Genomic DNA, 16,661 nt, shown 5'->3' on the forward strand with positions numbered 1-16,661 from the left:
AGCTTAATATATGGTATAAGTGATTTCTCCTACTTATCATATAATAATATTGAAAAATCATCAGAACTTTTTATACTTATCGGTAACTTTTTTCCTTTTTTATTAAACTTACGATTACTATTATTTGCATTATGTATTTATATACCAATTATTTAAAATAATCATTAATTTACTTGCAATACTTCATATATTTGTTATATTATATATATAACAAATATATTATTTAATATAGAGGTGATAAAATGATATTAAACTTAGATTTTAACAGTGATATTCCTATATACACACAAATTAAGGAACAAATTATAAAATCTATTGCAACAGGTGATTTAAAAATAAATGAATCATTACCATCAGTTAGGAATATGGCCGAAGAAGTAGGAGTTAATCTCCACACTGTAAATAAGTCATATAACTTGCTTAAAGATGAAGGCTATATAAATATCGATAGAAGAAAAGGTGCTATAGTAAATAATCTTCCTTTAGAGAAAAAAGATGAGAATGTTGAAAAAATCAAATCTACATTAGAGCTTTTAACTGCACAGAGTTATCTTTTAGGTATGTCTAGGGATGAATTTATAGACTATAGTAATAAATTATTTGATAAATATGGGGTGAAAGATTATGAATAGTACTTTAGCTGTTTTAATAAATGTTCCAATGTTGTTATTTATTTATGTGATGATGTATTTTACTCAAGCATTAAGTGGTAAAAGACAATTTTATGGAGTTAGCTTAAATAGTGATTACTTTACAAAAAAAGAATTTAGAGATTTAGATAAAAAATTTAAGTTACTTCTTACTATAGGTTTTATTGCTTTTGAAGTAATTACATTAGTGAGCATTTATGTATTTAAAGCTTATATATCATCTTCTATTGTTCCAATATTAGGATTTTGTATATATCAATTTATTGTATTTATATATATCCATAATAAAGTAAAAGCTTTAAAACAAGATTTATCTTTAGAAATAAGTGATTTAGAATTAGAAAAAACTAAAGTTATATTAGACACTGATTTCATTAATGAGAAAAATAGAATTATAAAAAAATACTCTATTTTATTTTTAGCTCCATTTATAATTACTATATTAGTTGCCATATATGTAGCTACTCAATATAATTCAATGCCTGATGTTATACCTACTCACTGGGGATTTAGTGGTGATCCAGATGCTTTTTCACAAAAATCATTTTTTAGTGTTTTTGGTATTATATTTATGAGTATTGGAATCGGAATAATAATATATATTAGTTCTGTAAATTCTTTAAAAACTAGAGCCAAACTAAGCTCTGATAATATTGATGAAAGTAAAAAAGCTCATTTAAATTATTTAAATAAAATTGCAGTTACTTTCTTTATACTAAATATTTCAATGCAAGTTTTATTTATCAATATATTAATTGCTACAGTTAATGCTAGTAGTCTAAATACTTATATAGTGTTGGCTAGTACTTTATTATTAGTTGTATCTTCTATTTATCAAACATACTTATATTATAAGTCTCCAAGTAAGTATAAGACTGCTGTTTATTCTGTAGATGATAATGATGATAATTGGATATTTGGAAGTATATATAATAATCCTAATGATCCATCGTTATTTGTTCAAAAAAGATTTGGTGTAGGTTGGACTGTTAATATAGGAAGTGTTAAAGGAAAAGTGGTATTCTTCTCTCCTTTTATACTAATAATAGTTGTACTATTTATAACATTTAATATGTAATGTGTTGAAAAAAACACATCTATTTAAACAGATGTGTTTTTTGTAATATTAATATTTTCTGGGCAATATATATAATCAAAGTCATTTTCACAGTTGAATACAACCTTTATAATCATTTTTCCTCCTGATTTCAACTATATATGTATGTTCCTTTTAAATTATAAGTTTTTCTTTGACTAAGTCTATATAGTTGTTAATATCAAAATCATCTATATTAATAGTAATAATCACATTATCATAAACTATTACCTTTTCGTTTGTATCAATGACAGTATAAACTGACTTTGCTCCCCAGTCCTTTGTATCATTTTTATCATATTTATAACTAAATCCATATCTATCATATTCTGATAAAATAGACTGTAAAGCCATTTCTAATACTTTATCATACTTACTTTCAATTACTGAATAAGCAACATAGCCCTTAGATTTTTCAATATACTCCTCATAATATCCCTTACTTGTATTATCATAATGTATTTTTTTACTTTCTACAAAGGCATAATCAGAATATGTATAATATTTTCCAAAAGGTGATGAAGACTTCGATTTATAAACTTGTCTGTTTCCTGAAATATCCTCATTAAAATCTTCTAAAGATAATGGTATATCTTTATTTGAAACAAGCTTTTCGCTACCATTAATACCAACTATAAAAAATATAGTCATAATAATTGCTAAAGTACCTGTATTACTTAATAATTTTGTATAAAAACTTTTCTTCTTAAAGTTATCCCAAATATCAAAATTTAAATCCTTATTTTTAACTATAGCATTATATTTTTTTAATTTTAAAATAAATATGCTTATATTAATAAATATAGCTAGTATAAATAAAAATAATAATATCAGCATACGATTGTCTGTTATTATTATAAGCCCATTTTGCTTTGTGCTAATTAAATAAATATTTAGTATAATAATAGAAAATGTAAATATCATATAAAAGTATTCTTTAAATACGTTTATAAAATTTAGTTTTTGTCTATCTAAGTTTTTATTATCTGAGTTATTTATAAATATTTGAAACTTTTCATTTCCACAGATAAGTTCTAAATTTTTTTCTTGGCATGATTTTGTATATTCTAAGGCTTGTACACTATTGTTTCCTACTAAATTCTTTTTTGTAATATCTACAAAGAAATTTACTACTTTCGGATCAATTCTTTCAAAAGTTAAATTTCTTATACTTATATCACTTATCATCCAACCTTTAAGTGCCATTTCACTTAAATAGTTTTCTAAAAGATCTGCATCTAGAACATCAAATGAATTGTGCTTTTTTAGTTTGTTTTTGCCTATTAACATTTTGTCTCCCCCTGAAATTATATATCCATTTTAAAATCATAAATATTATCTTATGTTAATGTAAAACTTATATCCACTAATAAATACATTTATAAGATATAGGCTAAGAACTAAAACCATTACAAAAACCATCAATAAGCCTAATGTGTTATAAAATAAAGTTCCAATTATACCAGTAATCAGTAGTTGTTTTCCATATTTTAAATTGATTTTTGCTAATCCTTCAGATTCCATATAATTCACAATATTATCTAATATTTTAAAATTACTAAGTTCTTGTGTATATGTATTTCCCTTAATTGTTACTTTACCTAACATTATTAATGATATACCTAAAATTCCTAGGTTTATAAAAAAATCCATTCAAATGCCTCCTAATTATGTTCAGTTAAATAATACCATATATTGGTATATAGTGTATAAATATATGCTATAATATATTACGAATTAAAGTCCGACAAATAATTTGTTGGACTTTTTTTATTTATCTAATAAAGTTTTATTTTATACTACATTAAATATAATCCAAAGTAATTAAATAAATATCCAGTTATCATTATACCAACAGTAACAATAATAACAAAAATAGTAAGCAACTTTGGTTTAACAACTTTAGCTAACATTATAATTGATGGAAGAGATAAAGCTGTAACACTCATCATAAATGCAAGTACAGTACCTATTGGAACTCCTGCCATAAACAGAGCCTCAGCTATTGGAATAGTTCCAAATATATCTGCATACATTGGTATACCTATTACAGATGCTATAACTACAGAGAATGGATTATTAGAGCCAAGTATAGCTAAAATAACATCTTGTGGTATCCAGTTATGAATTAATGCACCTATACCAACACCTATTATTACATATTTATAGACGTTTTTTACTATTATCTTTGTATCATTTAAAGCATAATCAAGTCTTTGCTTTTGATTAAAGTTTTCAGACTCATCATATAACTCACGAGTTTCTTCAGTGTAAACTTTTATCTCATTTTCCATATTAATTTTAGAGATTATAGTACCTCCAACTATGGCAATTATAAGTCCTAATACAACATATAAAATAGAAATTTTCATACCAAAAAATGAAGAAAGCAGTAAAAGTGATGCTAAATCAACCATTGGTGAGGATATTAAAAATGAAAATGTTATACCAAGAGGAAGCCCAGCTTTAGTAAATCCTATAAATATTGGAATAGAAGAGCAGGAACAAAATGGAGTTACAGTTCCAAGTAATGCTGAAATTGTAGCACCAGTTACTCCTTTGAATTTAGTTAATATTTTCTTTGTTTTCTCTGGTGGGAAGTAACTTTGTATATATGATATAAAGAATATTAATACTGCTAAAAGGATAAATATTTTTATAGTATCATATATAAAAAATTGAACACTACCACCAATTCTACTAGAAACATTTAAATTAAGAACATTCTCAACAAATAAATTAATTAAATCAGATAACCACTTCATGCCTAGTATTTGTTCTGTAAAAAAATTAAAAATACTCATAATAACCTCCCATTATACATCAAAAAAAATTGATGTAATACTATATAGTTATTATATCAATTTTTTTTGATTTGGCAACTGATTATAAAAATAAATTTTTAATTAATTCATAAGTTAATATTTGTGACAAGATATCTTTATTTACAGAATAATAATTCCATTTCCCTCTAGATGTTTTATTTATAATGTTAGCTGAAAGCAGCATTTTCAAGTGATAAGATAATTTTGATTGAGATATATTAAACTTATCAACTAGCTCGCAAACACATACACTATCAGCAGAATAAAGTATTTTTAAAATATCCAATCTAATAGGGTCGGATAATGCTTTAAAAACTAAATCTATGTTGTTCATGTAAATACCTCCAATATATTTATTATAACAAATATTTTACAATTGATAATAGAATCTACTTAATTTAAACATTGTATAACATATAAATATAACTATAAACAAAAGTGAAAAACATTAAAATATATCAAAAAAAGTTGATGCAAATATTTACAAAAATAAAATTAAATATTATTATATGAATTAAGACAATTTGATGAAGGAGTTATAAATATGAAAATAGCAGTAATATCAGATATACATAGCAACGTATATGCACTTAATGAAGTTTTAGTAGATATTAAAAATAGAAATGTGGATATGATTGTATGCACAGGTGATTTAGTAGGATATGGTACTAGACCCAATGAAGTTATAGAAGTTCTGAGAAAAGAAAAAATCCTTACTATAATGGGAAACTATGATGATGCCATAGGAAACTTCAAAATAGTATGTGGATGTGATTACAAAGACCCAAAAGATGCAGAAAAAGCAGCTCTTTCTATGCACTTTACTAGTGAAAAAACAACTGATGAAAATAAAGAATATCTAAGAAATTTACCTAAAGAAATTACTTTTACTTTCAACAATAAAACTATAAGATTTGTTCATGGAAGTACAAGATTAATCAATGAATACTTAAAAGAAAACTCTAAAGAATCTGAAGAAGTTATGAGAGAACTTAAAGAAGATATATTAGTTTGTGGTCATACTCATATACCATATTCTAAATATTATGGTGATAAATTATTAGTTAATGCAGGTAGTGTTGGAAAACCAAAAACTAATAGTCCAAATGCTAACTATGTAACTATAGATATAAACTCTTCTGTTAAAGTTGAAATAATAGAAGTACCTTATGATTTTGAAAAAATTGCTAAAGAAATTGAAGAAAATGAAATACTTCCAAATGATTTTGCAGGATTAATAAGACAAGGTAGTGCTAAGTAGCATTAATATGAGTTATTAGCAGCTCATGCATATACTAGATTTATGGCAGACTTATTTGGTGGAAGAACATTCGTACCTCTATTAGGACAAAAATACGGTATTACTGAAGAAGGATTAAACTACTATAACTGTGAAGGTGTAGGAGAGATAATGCCTTATGTTATGGGATATGCTATGAAGATAAACAACATGAATTTATCTGAAGAACTTGAAGAAAAATTAATTGTTGAAGTAAGTAACTCTTACATTTACAACATGGCTATTTCTCAAGAATTAGAATCAAAATTATATAAATAAAAATAATATAAAAAGGCTATGAAATAGACTTAATTCTTTTTCATAACCTTTTTATTTATATTCTAATTATACAATATAATATGAATTACATACTTTCATAAATTCTTTGAAAATTATCAGATATATTCTTAAATTCGTCCACTATATTATTTAAAGAATTAATTATATCTTCATTTGAAGTCATCTTTTGTAGGGAAAGTACTACTCTTTCAGAACTTGTTATACCTCGTTCCATATTTTTTAGGGCATGATTTACAATATCTTTATCCTCATGCATAAACATATCTTTCATTTTTTGAAAAATCTCACTAACTTTAGCATCTATTCCCATAGATTCTTTTGCATCATGGTCTAAATCAGTTATATATGAATTAATTGATTTTTTCTGCGAAGCAAATGTATTTAGAACCTTTGTAAACTCATTTTTTAAATTTTTATCATTTACTTTCTCTTCATAAGTTTTAAAAGTATCATAGGCCATATTTATACCTGTCAGAAATTTATTTAATTCTTTTATAATTTTATCTTTTTCTTTCAAGTTAATCACCTCTTATAGTAATTTTTCCTTGATTAAGTTACATTATTCATTTTATGAACTACCTTCCCTTATAAGCCTTGTAAAATCATTCGGAAGAATTTCATTTTCTTCTATTTCTTTTTCTTCTTTAGAGTTTTCTTTTAAATATTCATTTATAACTATAATACTTCTATGTACAAATCTTATTGTTTTATTATTAAAAGTGAATATAGCTTCTTTTGACAGTTTTCTTAAATTTTTTTATTTAAAGCTTAGAATAGAGTAATTTAAAAGGTAGTGCTTCTTATTATTTTTATAAGTCATATAAGCATCACCTTTTTTTAATCTATTTTAATTTAACTTTTCCAATGGTTTCTCTCTCTAAATTCCATCCAATTACAATATCTACTATTCTCTCAATAATCTTATCCTTATTGTAACTCTTAGGAATTTTTACCTCTAAAAACTCACTCAACTGAAGTAACTTCACCTTAGTAAGTTTAGATTTAACTAGTATATCTTTAGCTTCTTCCCTACTATTACTTTTCTTTATTTTTTTATAAATGGCTTCAATTTCTCCATTGTCTTTTAAAATTTCTTTTTTCTTAACCTCAACATTAGTAAATGCAAGTTTATACTCACCACTAATTAATTTATTTAAATCATCATTTTTTGCTTTAGAAATAAATTTATAAATAATCTCTATTAATTTCTTACTATCTTCCATTACATACCTATCCTTTCTAAAAATTCATTAACTAAATTATCTAACTCCTTATTTATGTCATTATATTGGCTATTTAATTTTCTCATGGTTACTGGGATACCTTCTTTAGGAGCATCTCCGTATACTGACTTATTTTCTCTTAGCATACTATTAAATACCGGTATATCTCCTTGTTTTAATTGAGATAAGTAATATTCCTCAGTTGAAATTAAACCTTCTTTTCTTCTAGTTACCATATTACAAACTACCCCTAAAAATTTTGGAGATATTTCTTTATTAGTATTTTTCAAATTATCATTATAATCTTTTTCTAACTCTTTTATGTGTTTATTAAGTTCTTCAAGTCCTAATGTAGATAAGCGGTCTAGCTTAATAGGTACTAGATAGTAATCACTAGCTACAATTCCATTTCTTGTTATCATATTAAAACTTGGTGGGCAATCTATAAGAACAATATCATATCCCCTTAACTCTTTAATTCCATCCTTTAAAATATCATGTAATTTTATGTAGTTTTCTTTTTGATTTTTATTACTTATACTAGATATTTTGCAAGCCATGTCTATGTCAGAATATATAAGTCCTATATGAGAACTTATTATGTTTAGATTCTTATCTTTTACATTATTAGGATTTAAGATTAGATTTTCAAATCTCAAATCCCCCTTACTTTCAAACCAATTTTTTATAGTTTTATTTTGAGCATATTTATCTTTCCACTCATCTAAATTAAAAAACGAAAAAGTTAAATTTGATTGAGGATCTAGGTCTATTGCTAATACTTTATATTTTCTCTTTGCAAGTCCTGCTGCTAAATTTGATGTTACTGTTGTTTTTCCTACTCCTCCTTTGTAATTTACTACTGAAATTACTTTCATATATTCACTCCTTAAATGTATTTTATACATTTTATGAATATAATTATTAATATTTCCTTATTTCTAATAGAAAGCTTGTCCTTTTAGAAAATACTCAAATAAAAAAAAGTGACTAAATAATAATCTATTTAATCACTCTTTTTCATCAATAATTATTTACTTATATTTTTAAAAGCCTCAGCTTGATTCTTAATTCCAGACTCAGTAGCAAGTCTCTCTATACTAGATGCACCAAAGAAACCATCAACACCAGTATTTCTCTTAATTACATACTCTGCATCACATGGCTCAGCTATAGGACCACCATGACAGATTACAATTATATCTGGATTTACAGATTTACCAGCATCAGCTATTGCTTGAACTCTTTTTACACTTTCATCTAATGTAAGTGCAGTTTTTGCACCTATAGTACCTTTAGTAGTAAGACCCATATGAGCAACTAATATGGATCTGTTCCACAAACTCCAGCTAATACTGGCGTATATTTAACAACAGGTAATACTTCATCTCCCATTTCTACAACTATTTGATTAGCATCTCCATATGGTAAAAGTCCTGCTAAAGATCATGTTCCTGCACCTGCCCCTAATATTATATTCCCTTTTTTTATTTCATCTCTTAAATTATCATTATATATTTATCATCTTAATATATTTTATCAAACGTAAATTTCTTTAGATAGTGATTATAATTAAGTGATATCACCCTTTTTTTAATTAAAGTATAAAAAAAGGATGAACTCATATTAATTCATCCTTTCTCTTTTCATAGTTTTAGTTTAAAACTTGTTTATTTTGAGTACTTTATCTAAACTTAAAACTCATATCAGTTGATAATAATCCTAATATTGTATATAAAAATATTAAACTACTTACTAGTAGCTCTATATATAATTAATATAATCTAAAACATCATCATTTGAAGATGAATTTTCTAATAAATTTATAAATTCTTCTTTATCAATAAGCTTCATAATCTGTGTAATAAAGTCAATATGACTATCATTATTAGGACTTGATATAGTTATAAATATTTTTATATTATTATAAGTCCCAATTTTAATAGGATTTTTAAAAGTAGTTATGGATACTCCAAAATCATTTACATAATTTCCTGGCTTTGCATGAGGCATAGCTATCATATCATCTACAACAATATAAGACCCTAGCTTATGTATATTATCAATTATTGCATCAACATAGCCTTCTTCAATTATATTATCATCAATTAATGGTTTGGCACTTTTTATTACACCATCTTCCCAATCTTTTGCATCTATATTTAATTGTATATTAGACCTATTTATACAATGCTTTATACTCTTAAAATTCCTACTACCTGTTTTCAAATATTTCTCTATATCTTGCACCAATTTATCCTTATCTTTTATTACACAACTATCTTCTATTATCTTTATTAAATCAGTGATAGTATAGTTTTTCTCTTTATTAATCTTATAACTAAAATATTGTTTTAAATTATTAACATCACTATCATTAAATATGGCAGGAATAGTTATAACTGGAGCAAAATAGCAATCACTTATCTCTGTTGTTGATATTATATAATCTATATTTTCATTTTCTTTATATGTATTTATATCATGTATTGATGTTATTGCTACTATATTTACATCAAATATATTACTTATTCTAGATTCTAATAATCTAGCTGTCGCAAATCCTGAATTACAAGCTATTATTATATTCTTTTTACCATCTTTAGTTTTATCTTTCATATTTTCTTTAGCTGTATATATATACATAGTTATATAACTTATCTCATCATCATTAACTTCACAATTAAATTTCTCTTCTATAATCTTAGCAATATTTTTCGAAATTAAAAACTCTTCTTTATAGTTTTTCATTATAGAGTCACATATAGGATTATAAGTAAATGTATTAAACTTTATTCTAAATATTAAATTGTTTATATGATTTATGAATGATTTATATAACTTGGAATCCATACTAAAGTCTTTTATATATTGCTTTCTTATTTGAAGTATTATTAAATTTGCTAAACTACTTGCTTCTAGATAGTCTTTAGATTCAAATATATTTTTATTATTTTTACTTGATGATAATATAATTGATGATAAGTAGCTTATTTCTTGTTTATCTATGTTTAATGAGAATTTACTATTAAGCTTTTCAATAAGTTTGCATACTTCAATATGCTCTTTTGCATATTCACTTTCTATTGATTTATATGTATTATCATCAATAAACCTTTTATCTATATTTCTATTAACTATTATATAAATATAAATTACTATATTCATAAAATCATTATCTGAAAATGTTCCAAAACTAACCTCTAATTCTCTAACTAAGCCCTTTATATATTCTATATTAGTAGATGATAGTTTTATTTTTCTAAAATTTTTTATTGTATCAGAATTTTCCTTTGTATACAATTTTTCTAAGGTTATCATTACATTATATTCATTATTTGCTATTAATAAGTCCGCTATAGCTCTTCTTATATTAACTTCTAAACCTTCAACTAAAATCCCCTTATTACTTGATTTAACTATATTTAAATTATATTGTTTTAACCATTCTTTCGCTTTTTTCAAATCAGATACTACTGTACTTTTACTTACACCTAGCTTATCTTGAAGATAAGAATATGTACACTCATTATTCAAACTTAGAAGTTCATATAATAAAAGTCCACATCTTTCACTATTAGATAGTATATATGTTTGTATATTGATGTTTTTTATTAATTCTTCAATTTCTTCTTTTTCTTTTTTACTTATATTTAGCTTTATTGGAGAATTAGGCTTTTTTTCTATCTCATTAATTTTATGCTTTCTTAAATAATCATTTATAGAATCTATGTCATATCTAATCATTCTGTTAGAAACATTAAATTTATTGGCTATATGATCTACACTATATGTTTTATCTTCTTTAGATAATAACTCTAAAATTTTTATACATCTTGAATTTAACATTATGCTATTCTCTCCCCAAAGCACTTAATGCAAGGCTATAAAGCCTTGCTATTAAGTATTATATATTTAACTATATGTTTTCACTTTCTTCATCTTCATAGTAATTATTTATTACATTAGTTTTAGTTTTCATAAAGTTAGGAACTATAACACATGCAACTAATACTACTAATAATCCAAGTACTCCTATAGACCCTAGATATTCATATAATTTTCCTATTAATATACCTATTACACCAAAGTCAAAGTCTCCAAATGTTGTATTTTGGAATCCTAAGTTTCCTAGCACTGGAAGTAATAATGCTGGTATAAATGTTATTAATAATCCATTTATAAATGATCCTACTATTGCACCCTTTTTACCACCAGTTGAGTTACCATATATACCTGCTGTTGCACCACAGAAGAAGTGTGGTACTAGTCCTGGTATTATTAAAACTCCACCTACAGCACCTAATATTAACATTCCTATTATACCGCCTATAAAACTTGAAACAAATCCTATAACAACTGCTGTTTGTGCATAAGTAAAGAATACTGCACAGTCTACTGCTGGTATTGCATTTGGTATTACCTTCATTGCGATTCCTTGGAATGCTGGAAGTAAATCTCCTAATATCATTCTAACACCAGAATATACTATTGTAACTCCAACTGCAAACTTCATTGCACTCATTAATGCAAATAACACTAAGTTTGTTCCATCGGATATTTCTGCTACAAATTCTGGACCAGCTGCAATAGCTGCTATTAAGTAAAATACCATCATTGTAAGTGCTGTTGATATAGTTGTATCTCTTAAGAAACTCCATTTTTCTGGTATTTCTATATGCTCAGTACTATCTTCTGGTTTACCTACTTTAGAACCTATCCATGCAGATATATAGTAAGCTAAACTACCAAAGTGACCCATTGCTATATCATCACCATCAGTAACTTTAAGAGTATATTTTTGACCTATAGCTGGAAGTATAGCACTTATTACTCCTAAGAATATACCTCCTACAGCTATTAATACAGCTCCATTAAATCCTGCTGTTTGTAAAACTGCTGATAATAAACATGCCATAAATAAACTATGATGACCTGTTAAGAATATATACTTAAACTTTGTAAATCTTGCTACTATTAAGTTTACTAAAAGTCCTACTATTAATATGGACATTGTTTCTACACCTAATATAGTTTGTGCCAAAGAAGTTATAGCTTCATTATTTGGTATAATTCCGTTTATATGAAATCCTGCTTGTATCATTTCACCTAGTGGATTTAAGTTTGCTGTGATAAAATCAGCCCCTGCACCCAGCATTAAATATCCTAGTATAGGCTTTAATGTTCCTGACATAATCTTATGACCTGGTCTTTTTAATGCTACTAATCCTACAAATGACATTAGACCCATAAGTAAAGCTGGTTGACTTAAAAAGTCATTGAAAAATCCTAATATGCTACTCATTTAATCACCCCTTATTATTTTTATTTTAATGCTGATGATCTATTTTTTAACTCTTCTAATATGTCCTCTTTTATCTTTTTCTTATTTGTATAGCTTCTTACAATTAAAGTTTTACTTTGATCTAAGTTTGGAGCTAATTCTTTTACTGTTACAAATAAATCACAAGTTTTTCCTGGTGCAGAGTTTGCATCACAAGATTCTACATCTGCTGATATTCCTTCTGCATCACATAATTCTTGTATCTTCATTGCTAACATTAAACTACTTCCTATTCCATTTCCACATACTGTTATTATCTTCATTATAATTCCTCCCAAATTTATATACTTTCTGCGTATACTTTTTTTATTAATGAAATTAATTCACTTTTCTCTTTACAATCTTTAGCTTTTTCTATTAAATCTTCATCGTCCATAATATTACTTAGATCTGATAGTAGCTCTAGATGAGATTTACTATCTACTGATGATAAACCTATAACCATTCTTACTGGATCAAAATCTTCATTCCCAAATTCAACTGGCTCTTTTAATGTTATTATTGATAATGAAGTTTCTTTAGCTCCATGCTCTGGTCTAGCATGAGGCATTGCAATCCCTTTAGCCATTACTATGTATGGACCCATATTTGTTACTGTATCTATCATTGAATCAATATATCTTTTCTCTATCTTATCGTTAAGTAATAATAATTTTCCAACTTCTTTAATGGCATCTTGCCATGAGCTTACATCTACATTTACATCTACATTTTCTTCATTTAATAAATTATCAATCATTTTACTACCCCTATTTTAAAGTATTGAAAATCCTAAGCTGTTAGCATCTTTGAAGAAGTCTTGAACTGTTTCTACAGAATATTTAGTTAAATCTTTTCCTACATTATCTAGTTTATCTAATATACTATTTTGAACAGTAATTATATGGCACCCTGAGTTTTCTGCTTGGAATATATTGTATAACTCCCTACAACTAGCCCATAATATCTCAACATTTTTGTATTCCTTTGCTAACTCAACTGATTCTTTTACTAAGTCCATTGGATCAACACCAGTATCAGCTACTCTTCCAGCAAATATTGAAATTATTGCATGACTATCTTTTTCTAAACTTTCTAATATATCTTTAACTTGATTAATTGTAAATACTGCTGTTATATTTAATTTTACATTTTCTTTTGCTAATACATTTATTGCATTTTTATTAAATTCACCTTTTGTATTTACTACTGGAACTTTTACATATATATTATCAGCCCAAGTAGCTATTTCTCTAGCTTCCTTTATCATTAATTCTTCATCATCTGCAAATACTTCAAATGATATTGGCATATCTGTTATTTTAGATACAACCTCTTTTCCAAAACTTTTATAGTCTTTTACTCCTGCTTTTTTCATTAAAGAAGGGTTTGTTGTAAATCCTTTCACTAAACCTTTATCATATTCTTTTAACATTGAATTTACATCTGCTCCATCTGCATATATTTTTACTTTTAAGTTTTTCATCTTTTTCTCCCCCTTATAGTTTTTATATTATTATAATAACTTAAGTTAACGTTTTCCAAAAGTTCAACTTATTTCCCTTTTAATCGGAAGATATTACTTTATATTTTTATAATTAAAAACATACATATAAATTAAATAAAAAAGAGAAGTATAAAGTAACAAAATATCACTCCATACTTCTCTATTTTATAAAGTCACTTAATAAATTCCTCATCATTTTCCTCTAATTTACTCATCGATTTGTTTACCATACATATTAATCTTTATTTTTAATCTTAGCAATGGAGAATCCAGTAAATCCAAATATTATAGCAAAAACAAAACTAGAATAACAAAGAACTGCAAATGGAAGATATTCAAGAGTTGGAACACCAAGAGTTGTGGACATGTAAATACCTGCAATTGACCAAGGAACAAGTGGAACTACACAAGTACCAGAGTCCTCCAATGTTCTAGATAAATTCTTAGCATGGAGTCCCCACTTTTTATATAAATCCTTAAACATTTCTCCTGGAATTAATATAGCTAAATAAGAACTACCTGTAAATATAGACATAAGTATTGTTGCTATTACTGTAGATAAAATAAGTTTACCAACAGATTTAACCTTAGAAACTATCATAGATAAAATAACTTCCATACATCCAACCTTACTAACAATACCTGCAAATGAAAAAGCACACAATATAAGTAATACAGTTGACATCATACCCACCATTCCACCACGATTTAAAAGTGTTGCAATTTCAGGTACAATAGAAGATGTATCAACTCCTCTAGTTTGAAGCATATCTACACTAAATCCTTTTACTAATGCATCTAACGCTGTATTTATACTAAATCCTTGAACAAATATAGCAAGAAGTACTGCTACTACTGAAGATAGTAATAACATAGGTATTATAGGCTTTTTAGTATATGCACCAACAAATACTATTATTGGTGGTATTATTAATAACCAACTAAATTTAAATATAGAACTAAGCCCTGTAAGCATAAGTGTTACTTTTTCATTATCTGATAATAGACTATGAGGTGTGTTAAATCCTATTATTGTAAAAACGATTAAGCTTAGTATTGTTGCTGCTCCTGTAGTATACATCATATGTTTTATATGATCATATAAATTACATCCTGCTGCAATTGGTGCTAGTATTGTTGTATCTGAAAATGGAGATAGCTTATCACCAAATACAGCGCCTGATATAACAGCTCCTGCTGCATAAGGTAATGGAACACCTTGAGCATATGCAATACCCATTATTGCTACACCAGCTGTACCTGCTGAACCAAATGAAGTGCCTGTAAATACTGATATTATTGCAGTTACTATAAATGCAGTTACTAACAAAAATCTTGGATTAATTAACTTAATTCCATAATATATCATCATTGGTATTACGCCAGATACTATCCAAGTACCTATAAGTGCACCTACACATATCATTACAAATATTGATATCATAGAACTAGATACTTTTTCTGTTATTCCACTCATCATAGTATCCCAATCAAGTCCAACTCTTTTTCCTACTAAAAATGCTATAAATGCTGCTACTAATAATAAAACTTGTATCGGTAATTTATAGTATCCATATCCTACACCTAATAATACAAGCATTGCTACTATGGGTATAATAGCTTCAGTTTTTGTAGGTTTTCTCATACTTACACCACCTTATTTTTTTACTCTAGTAATTGTCATAGCACATCCATTTCCTTCTCCATCTGCTACTGTTGTTGGAAACTCTATCTCTACATTAGAGAAAGGATGGCAAATTGCATAGTCACATTGACCTAACATATCTCTACAAAACATTTTTATTTCTTCTTTACTTAGTCCAAGTTCTGTTAAAGCTTTTACATGAGGACATTGATTAAACATTTTTACAGCTTTTTCATCTGTAAATTCTAGTATTTCTTGGTCAAATACCATTACTCCACCTTTTGATGTTTGACCCATTATAGCTTCTTTTGGACCTATGTTTTCATAACCGTATTTTTCTAATATTTTTTGTCCTTGATATAAACCAAAGTCCCATGATCCTTCTCTTATAATTTTATTTGCATCTATGTCTGGGTATAATTCTTTGATTTTTTTCCATATAAAGTATACTTGTCTTGTTCTGTCCATATATGCTGATAGTATTGCTTGATAAAATTCTTCATTTGTTGGAGATTCGTTTAATTTTAGTGAATCTAAGAATTCATTGGCTTCTTTTTTACTCATGTGTAACCTCCTTATTATTTTTTCTGTTATAATTATACTTTTTGTAATACTTTTTTATGATTTGTATGGTAGTACATCTTTTTTATTTTGGCTATGTTACACCTCTTAGTGATAAATGTGGCATAAAAACAACCACACCTTAGACTTTTCAATACATTGAATTATAAGATATGGTTACATATATAACTTACTATAAATTGTTCGTAATATATTAATATTGTTTATTAAATATCTTCTACAAATTATTAA

General features: G+C 26.2%; 19 protein-coding genes and 1 pseudogene. 4 read left to right on the forward strand and 16 right to left on the reverse strand.

Annotation, left to right across the window (positions count from 1 at the left end):
- The first annotated feature begins 242 nt into the window (after window positions 1–242).
- Complete coding sequence (locus I2A66_RS08430; RefSeq protein WP_122638749.1) at window positions 243–632, forward strand: GntR family transcriptional regulator; 390 nt, start codon at window positions 243–245, stop codon at window positions 630–632.
- Entirely contained in the window at window positions 625–1,728 is a 1,104-nt protein-coding gene (locus I2A66_RS08435; RefSeq protein WP_195251425.1) for a DUF1648 domain-containing protein, read from the forward strand. Before I2A66_RS08430 ends, I2A66_RS08435 begins: the two co-directional genes overlap by 8 nt.
- A gap of 153 nt (window positions 1,729–1,881) precedes the next feature.
- Here I2A66_RS08435 and I2A66_RS08440 read toward each other — a convergent pair whose 3' ends face one another.
- The 4 genes from I2A66_RS08440 to I2A66_RS08455 form a co-directional block, all read right to left on the reverse strand.
- Complete coding sequence (locus tag I2A66_RS08440; RefSeq protein ID WP_147515880.1) at window positions 1,882–3,036, reverse strand: DUF2812 domain-containing protein; 1,155 nt, start codon at window positions 3,034–3,036, stop codon at window positions 1,882–1,884.
- Between the two features lie 45 nt (window positions 3,037–3,081).
- Window positions 3,082–3,399, reverse strand: coding sequence for a hypothetical protein (locus tag I2A66_RS08445; RefSeq protein ID WP_147515879.1), 318 nt, complete (start codon window positions 3,397–3,399; stop codon window positions 3,082–3,084).
- A gap of 146 nt (window positions 3,400–3,545) precedes the next feature.
- Window positions 3,546–4,550: a permease gene (locus I2A66_RS08450; RefSeq protein WP_195251426.1), complete on the reverse strand. Its 1,005-nt coding sequence runs from the start codon at window positions 4,548–4,550 to the stop codon at window positions 3,546–3,548.
- 82 nt (window positions 4,551–4,632) lie between these two features.
- A complete protein-coding gene (locus tag I2A66_RS08455; RefSeq protein ID WP_122638743.1) occupies window positions 4,633–4,905 on the reverse strand; it encodes an ArsR/SmtB family transcription factor in 273 nt (90 codons plus the stop codon).
- A gap of 210 nt (window positions 4,906–5,115) precedes the next feature.
- Here I2A66_RS08455 and I2A66_RS08460 point away from each other — a divergent pair, with 210 nt between their 5' ends.
- Window positions 5,116–5,832 carry a metallophosphoesterase family protein gene (locus I2A66_RS08460; protein ID WP_147515877.1) on the forward strand — a complete coding sequence of 239 codons (717 nt, stop codon included), beginning with the start codon at window positions 5,116–5,118 and terminating at the stop codon, window positions 5,830–5,832.
- A 21-nt stretch (window positions 5,833–5,853) separates the two neighbouring features.
- Window positions 5,854–6,129 (forward strand): annotated as a pseudogene (locus tag I2A66_RS08465) (biliverdin-producing heme oxygenase); the annotation flags it as partial.
- An 85-nt stretch (window positions 6,130–6,214) separates the two neighbouring features.
- On the opposite strand, the gene I2A66_RS08470 reads toward I2A66_RS08465, so the two are convergent.
- The 12 genes from I2A66_RS08470 to I2A66_RS08520 form a co-directional block, all read right to left on the reverse strand.
- Window positions 6,215–6,667, reverse strand: a complete 453-nt coding sequence (locus tag I2A66_RS08470) for a DUF2383 domain-containing protein (RefSeq protein WP_122638740.1) — start codon at window positions 6,665–6,667, stop codon at window positions 6,215–6,217.
- A gap of 325 nt (window positions 6,668–6,992) precedes the next feature.
- Window positions 6,993–7,373 carry a hypothetical protein gene (locus I2A66_RS08475; RefSeq protein WP_122638739.1) on the reverse strand — a complete coding sequence of 127 codons (381 nt, stop codon included), beginning with the start codon at window positions 7,371–7,373 and terminating at the stop codon, window positions 6,993–6,995.
- Window positions 7,373–8,251, reverse strand: coding sequence for a ParA family protein (locus tag I2A66_RS08480; protein WP_164488968.1), 879 nt, complete (start codon window positions 8,249–8,251; stop codon window positions 7,373–7,375). The genes I2A66_RS08475 and I2A66_RS08480 overlap by 1 nt, the downstream gene beginning before the upstream one ends.
- Before the next feature lie 152 nt (window positions 8,252–8,403).
- Entirely contained in the window at window positions 8,404–8,715 is a 312-nt protein-coding gene (locus I2A66_RS08485) for a phosphoenolpyruvate hydrolase family protein (RefSeq protein WP_330615462.1), read from the reverse strand.
- The gene (locus I2A66_RS17770) at window positions 8,694–8,768 is read right to left on the reverse strand and encodes a hypothetical protein (RefSeq protein WP_334294984.1); all 75 of its coding nucleotides are present in this window, start codon (window positions 8,766–8,768) and stop codon (window positions 8,694–8,696) included. The genes I2A66_RS08485 and I2A66_RS17770 overlap by 22 nt, the downstream gene beginning before the upstream one ends.
- 369 nt (window positions 8,769–9,137) lie before the next feature.
- Entirely contained in the window at window positions 9,138–11,222 is a 2,085-nt protein-coding gene (locus I2A66_RS08490; RefSeq protein ID WP_195251427.1) for a BglG family transcription antiterminator, read from the reverse strand.
- A gap of 70 nt (window positions 11,223–11,292) precedes the next feature.
- Window positions 11,293–12,678, reverse strand: a complete 1,386-nt coding sequence (locus I2A66_RS08495) for a PTS ascorbate transporter subunit IIC (protein WP_122638736.1) — start codon at window positions 12,676–12,678, stop codon at window positions 11,293–11,295.
- A gap of 20 nt (window positions 12,679–12,698) precedes the next feature.
- Complete coding sequence (locus I2A66_RS08500) at window positions 12,699–12,980, reverse strand: PTS sugar transporter subunit IIB (RefSeq protein ID WP_122638735.1); 282 nt, start codon at window positions 12,978–12,980, stop codon at window positions 12,699–12,701.
- A 17-nt stretch (window positions 12,981–12,997) separates the two neighbouring features.
- Window positions 12,998–13,456, reverse strand: a complete 459-nt coding sequence (locus I2A66_RS08505) for a PTS sugar transporter subunit IIA (protein ID WP_122638734.1) — start codon at window positions 13,454–13,456, stop codon at window positions 12,998–13,000.
- A gap of 15 nt (window positions 13,457–13,471) precedes the next feature.
- Window positions 13,472–14,182, reverse strand: a complete 711-nt coding sequence (locus tag I2A66_RS08510) for a transaldolase (protein ID WP_147515875.1) — start codon at window positions 14,180–14,182, stop codon at window positions 13,472–13,474.
- A 256-nt stretch (window positions 14,183–14,438) separates the two neighbouring features.
- Window positions 14,439–15,848 carry a Na+/H+ antiporter NhaC gene (gene nhaC / locus I2A66_RS08515; RefSeq protein ID WP_195251428.1) on the reverse strand — a complete coding sequence of 470 codons (1,410 nt, stop codon included), beginning with the start codon at window positions 15,846–15,848 and terminating at the stop codon, window positions 14,439–14,441.
- Between the two features lie 12 nt (window positions 15,849–15,860).
- Window positions 15,861–16,412 carry a hypothetical protein gene (locus tag I2A66_RS08520; RefSeq protein ID WP_122638731.1) on the reverse strand — a complete coding sequence of 184 codons (552 nt, stop codon included), beginning with the start codon at window positions 16,410–16,412 and terminating at the stop codon, window positions 15,861–15,863.
- Window positions 16,413–16,661: the final 249 nt, after the last annotated feature.

The organism is Romboutsia sp. 1001713B170207_170306_H8 (assembly GCF_015550495.1).
Lineage (GTDB): Bacteria > Bacillota > Clostridia > Peptostreptococcales > Peptostreptococcaceae > Romboutsia_E.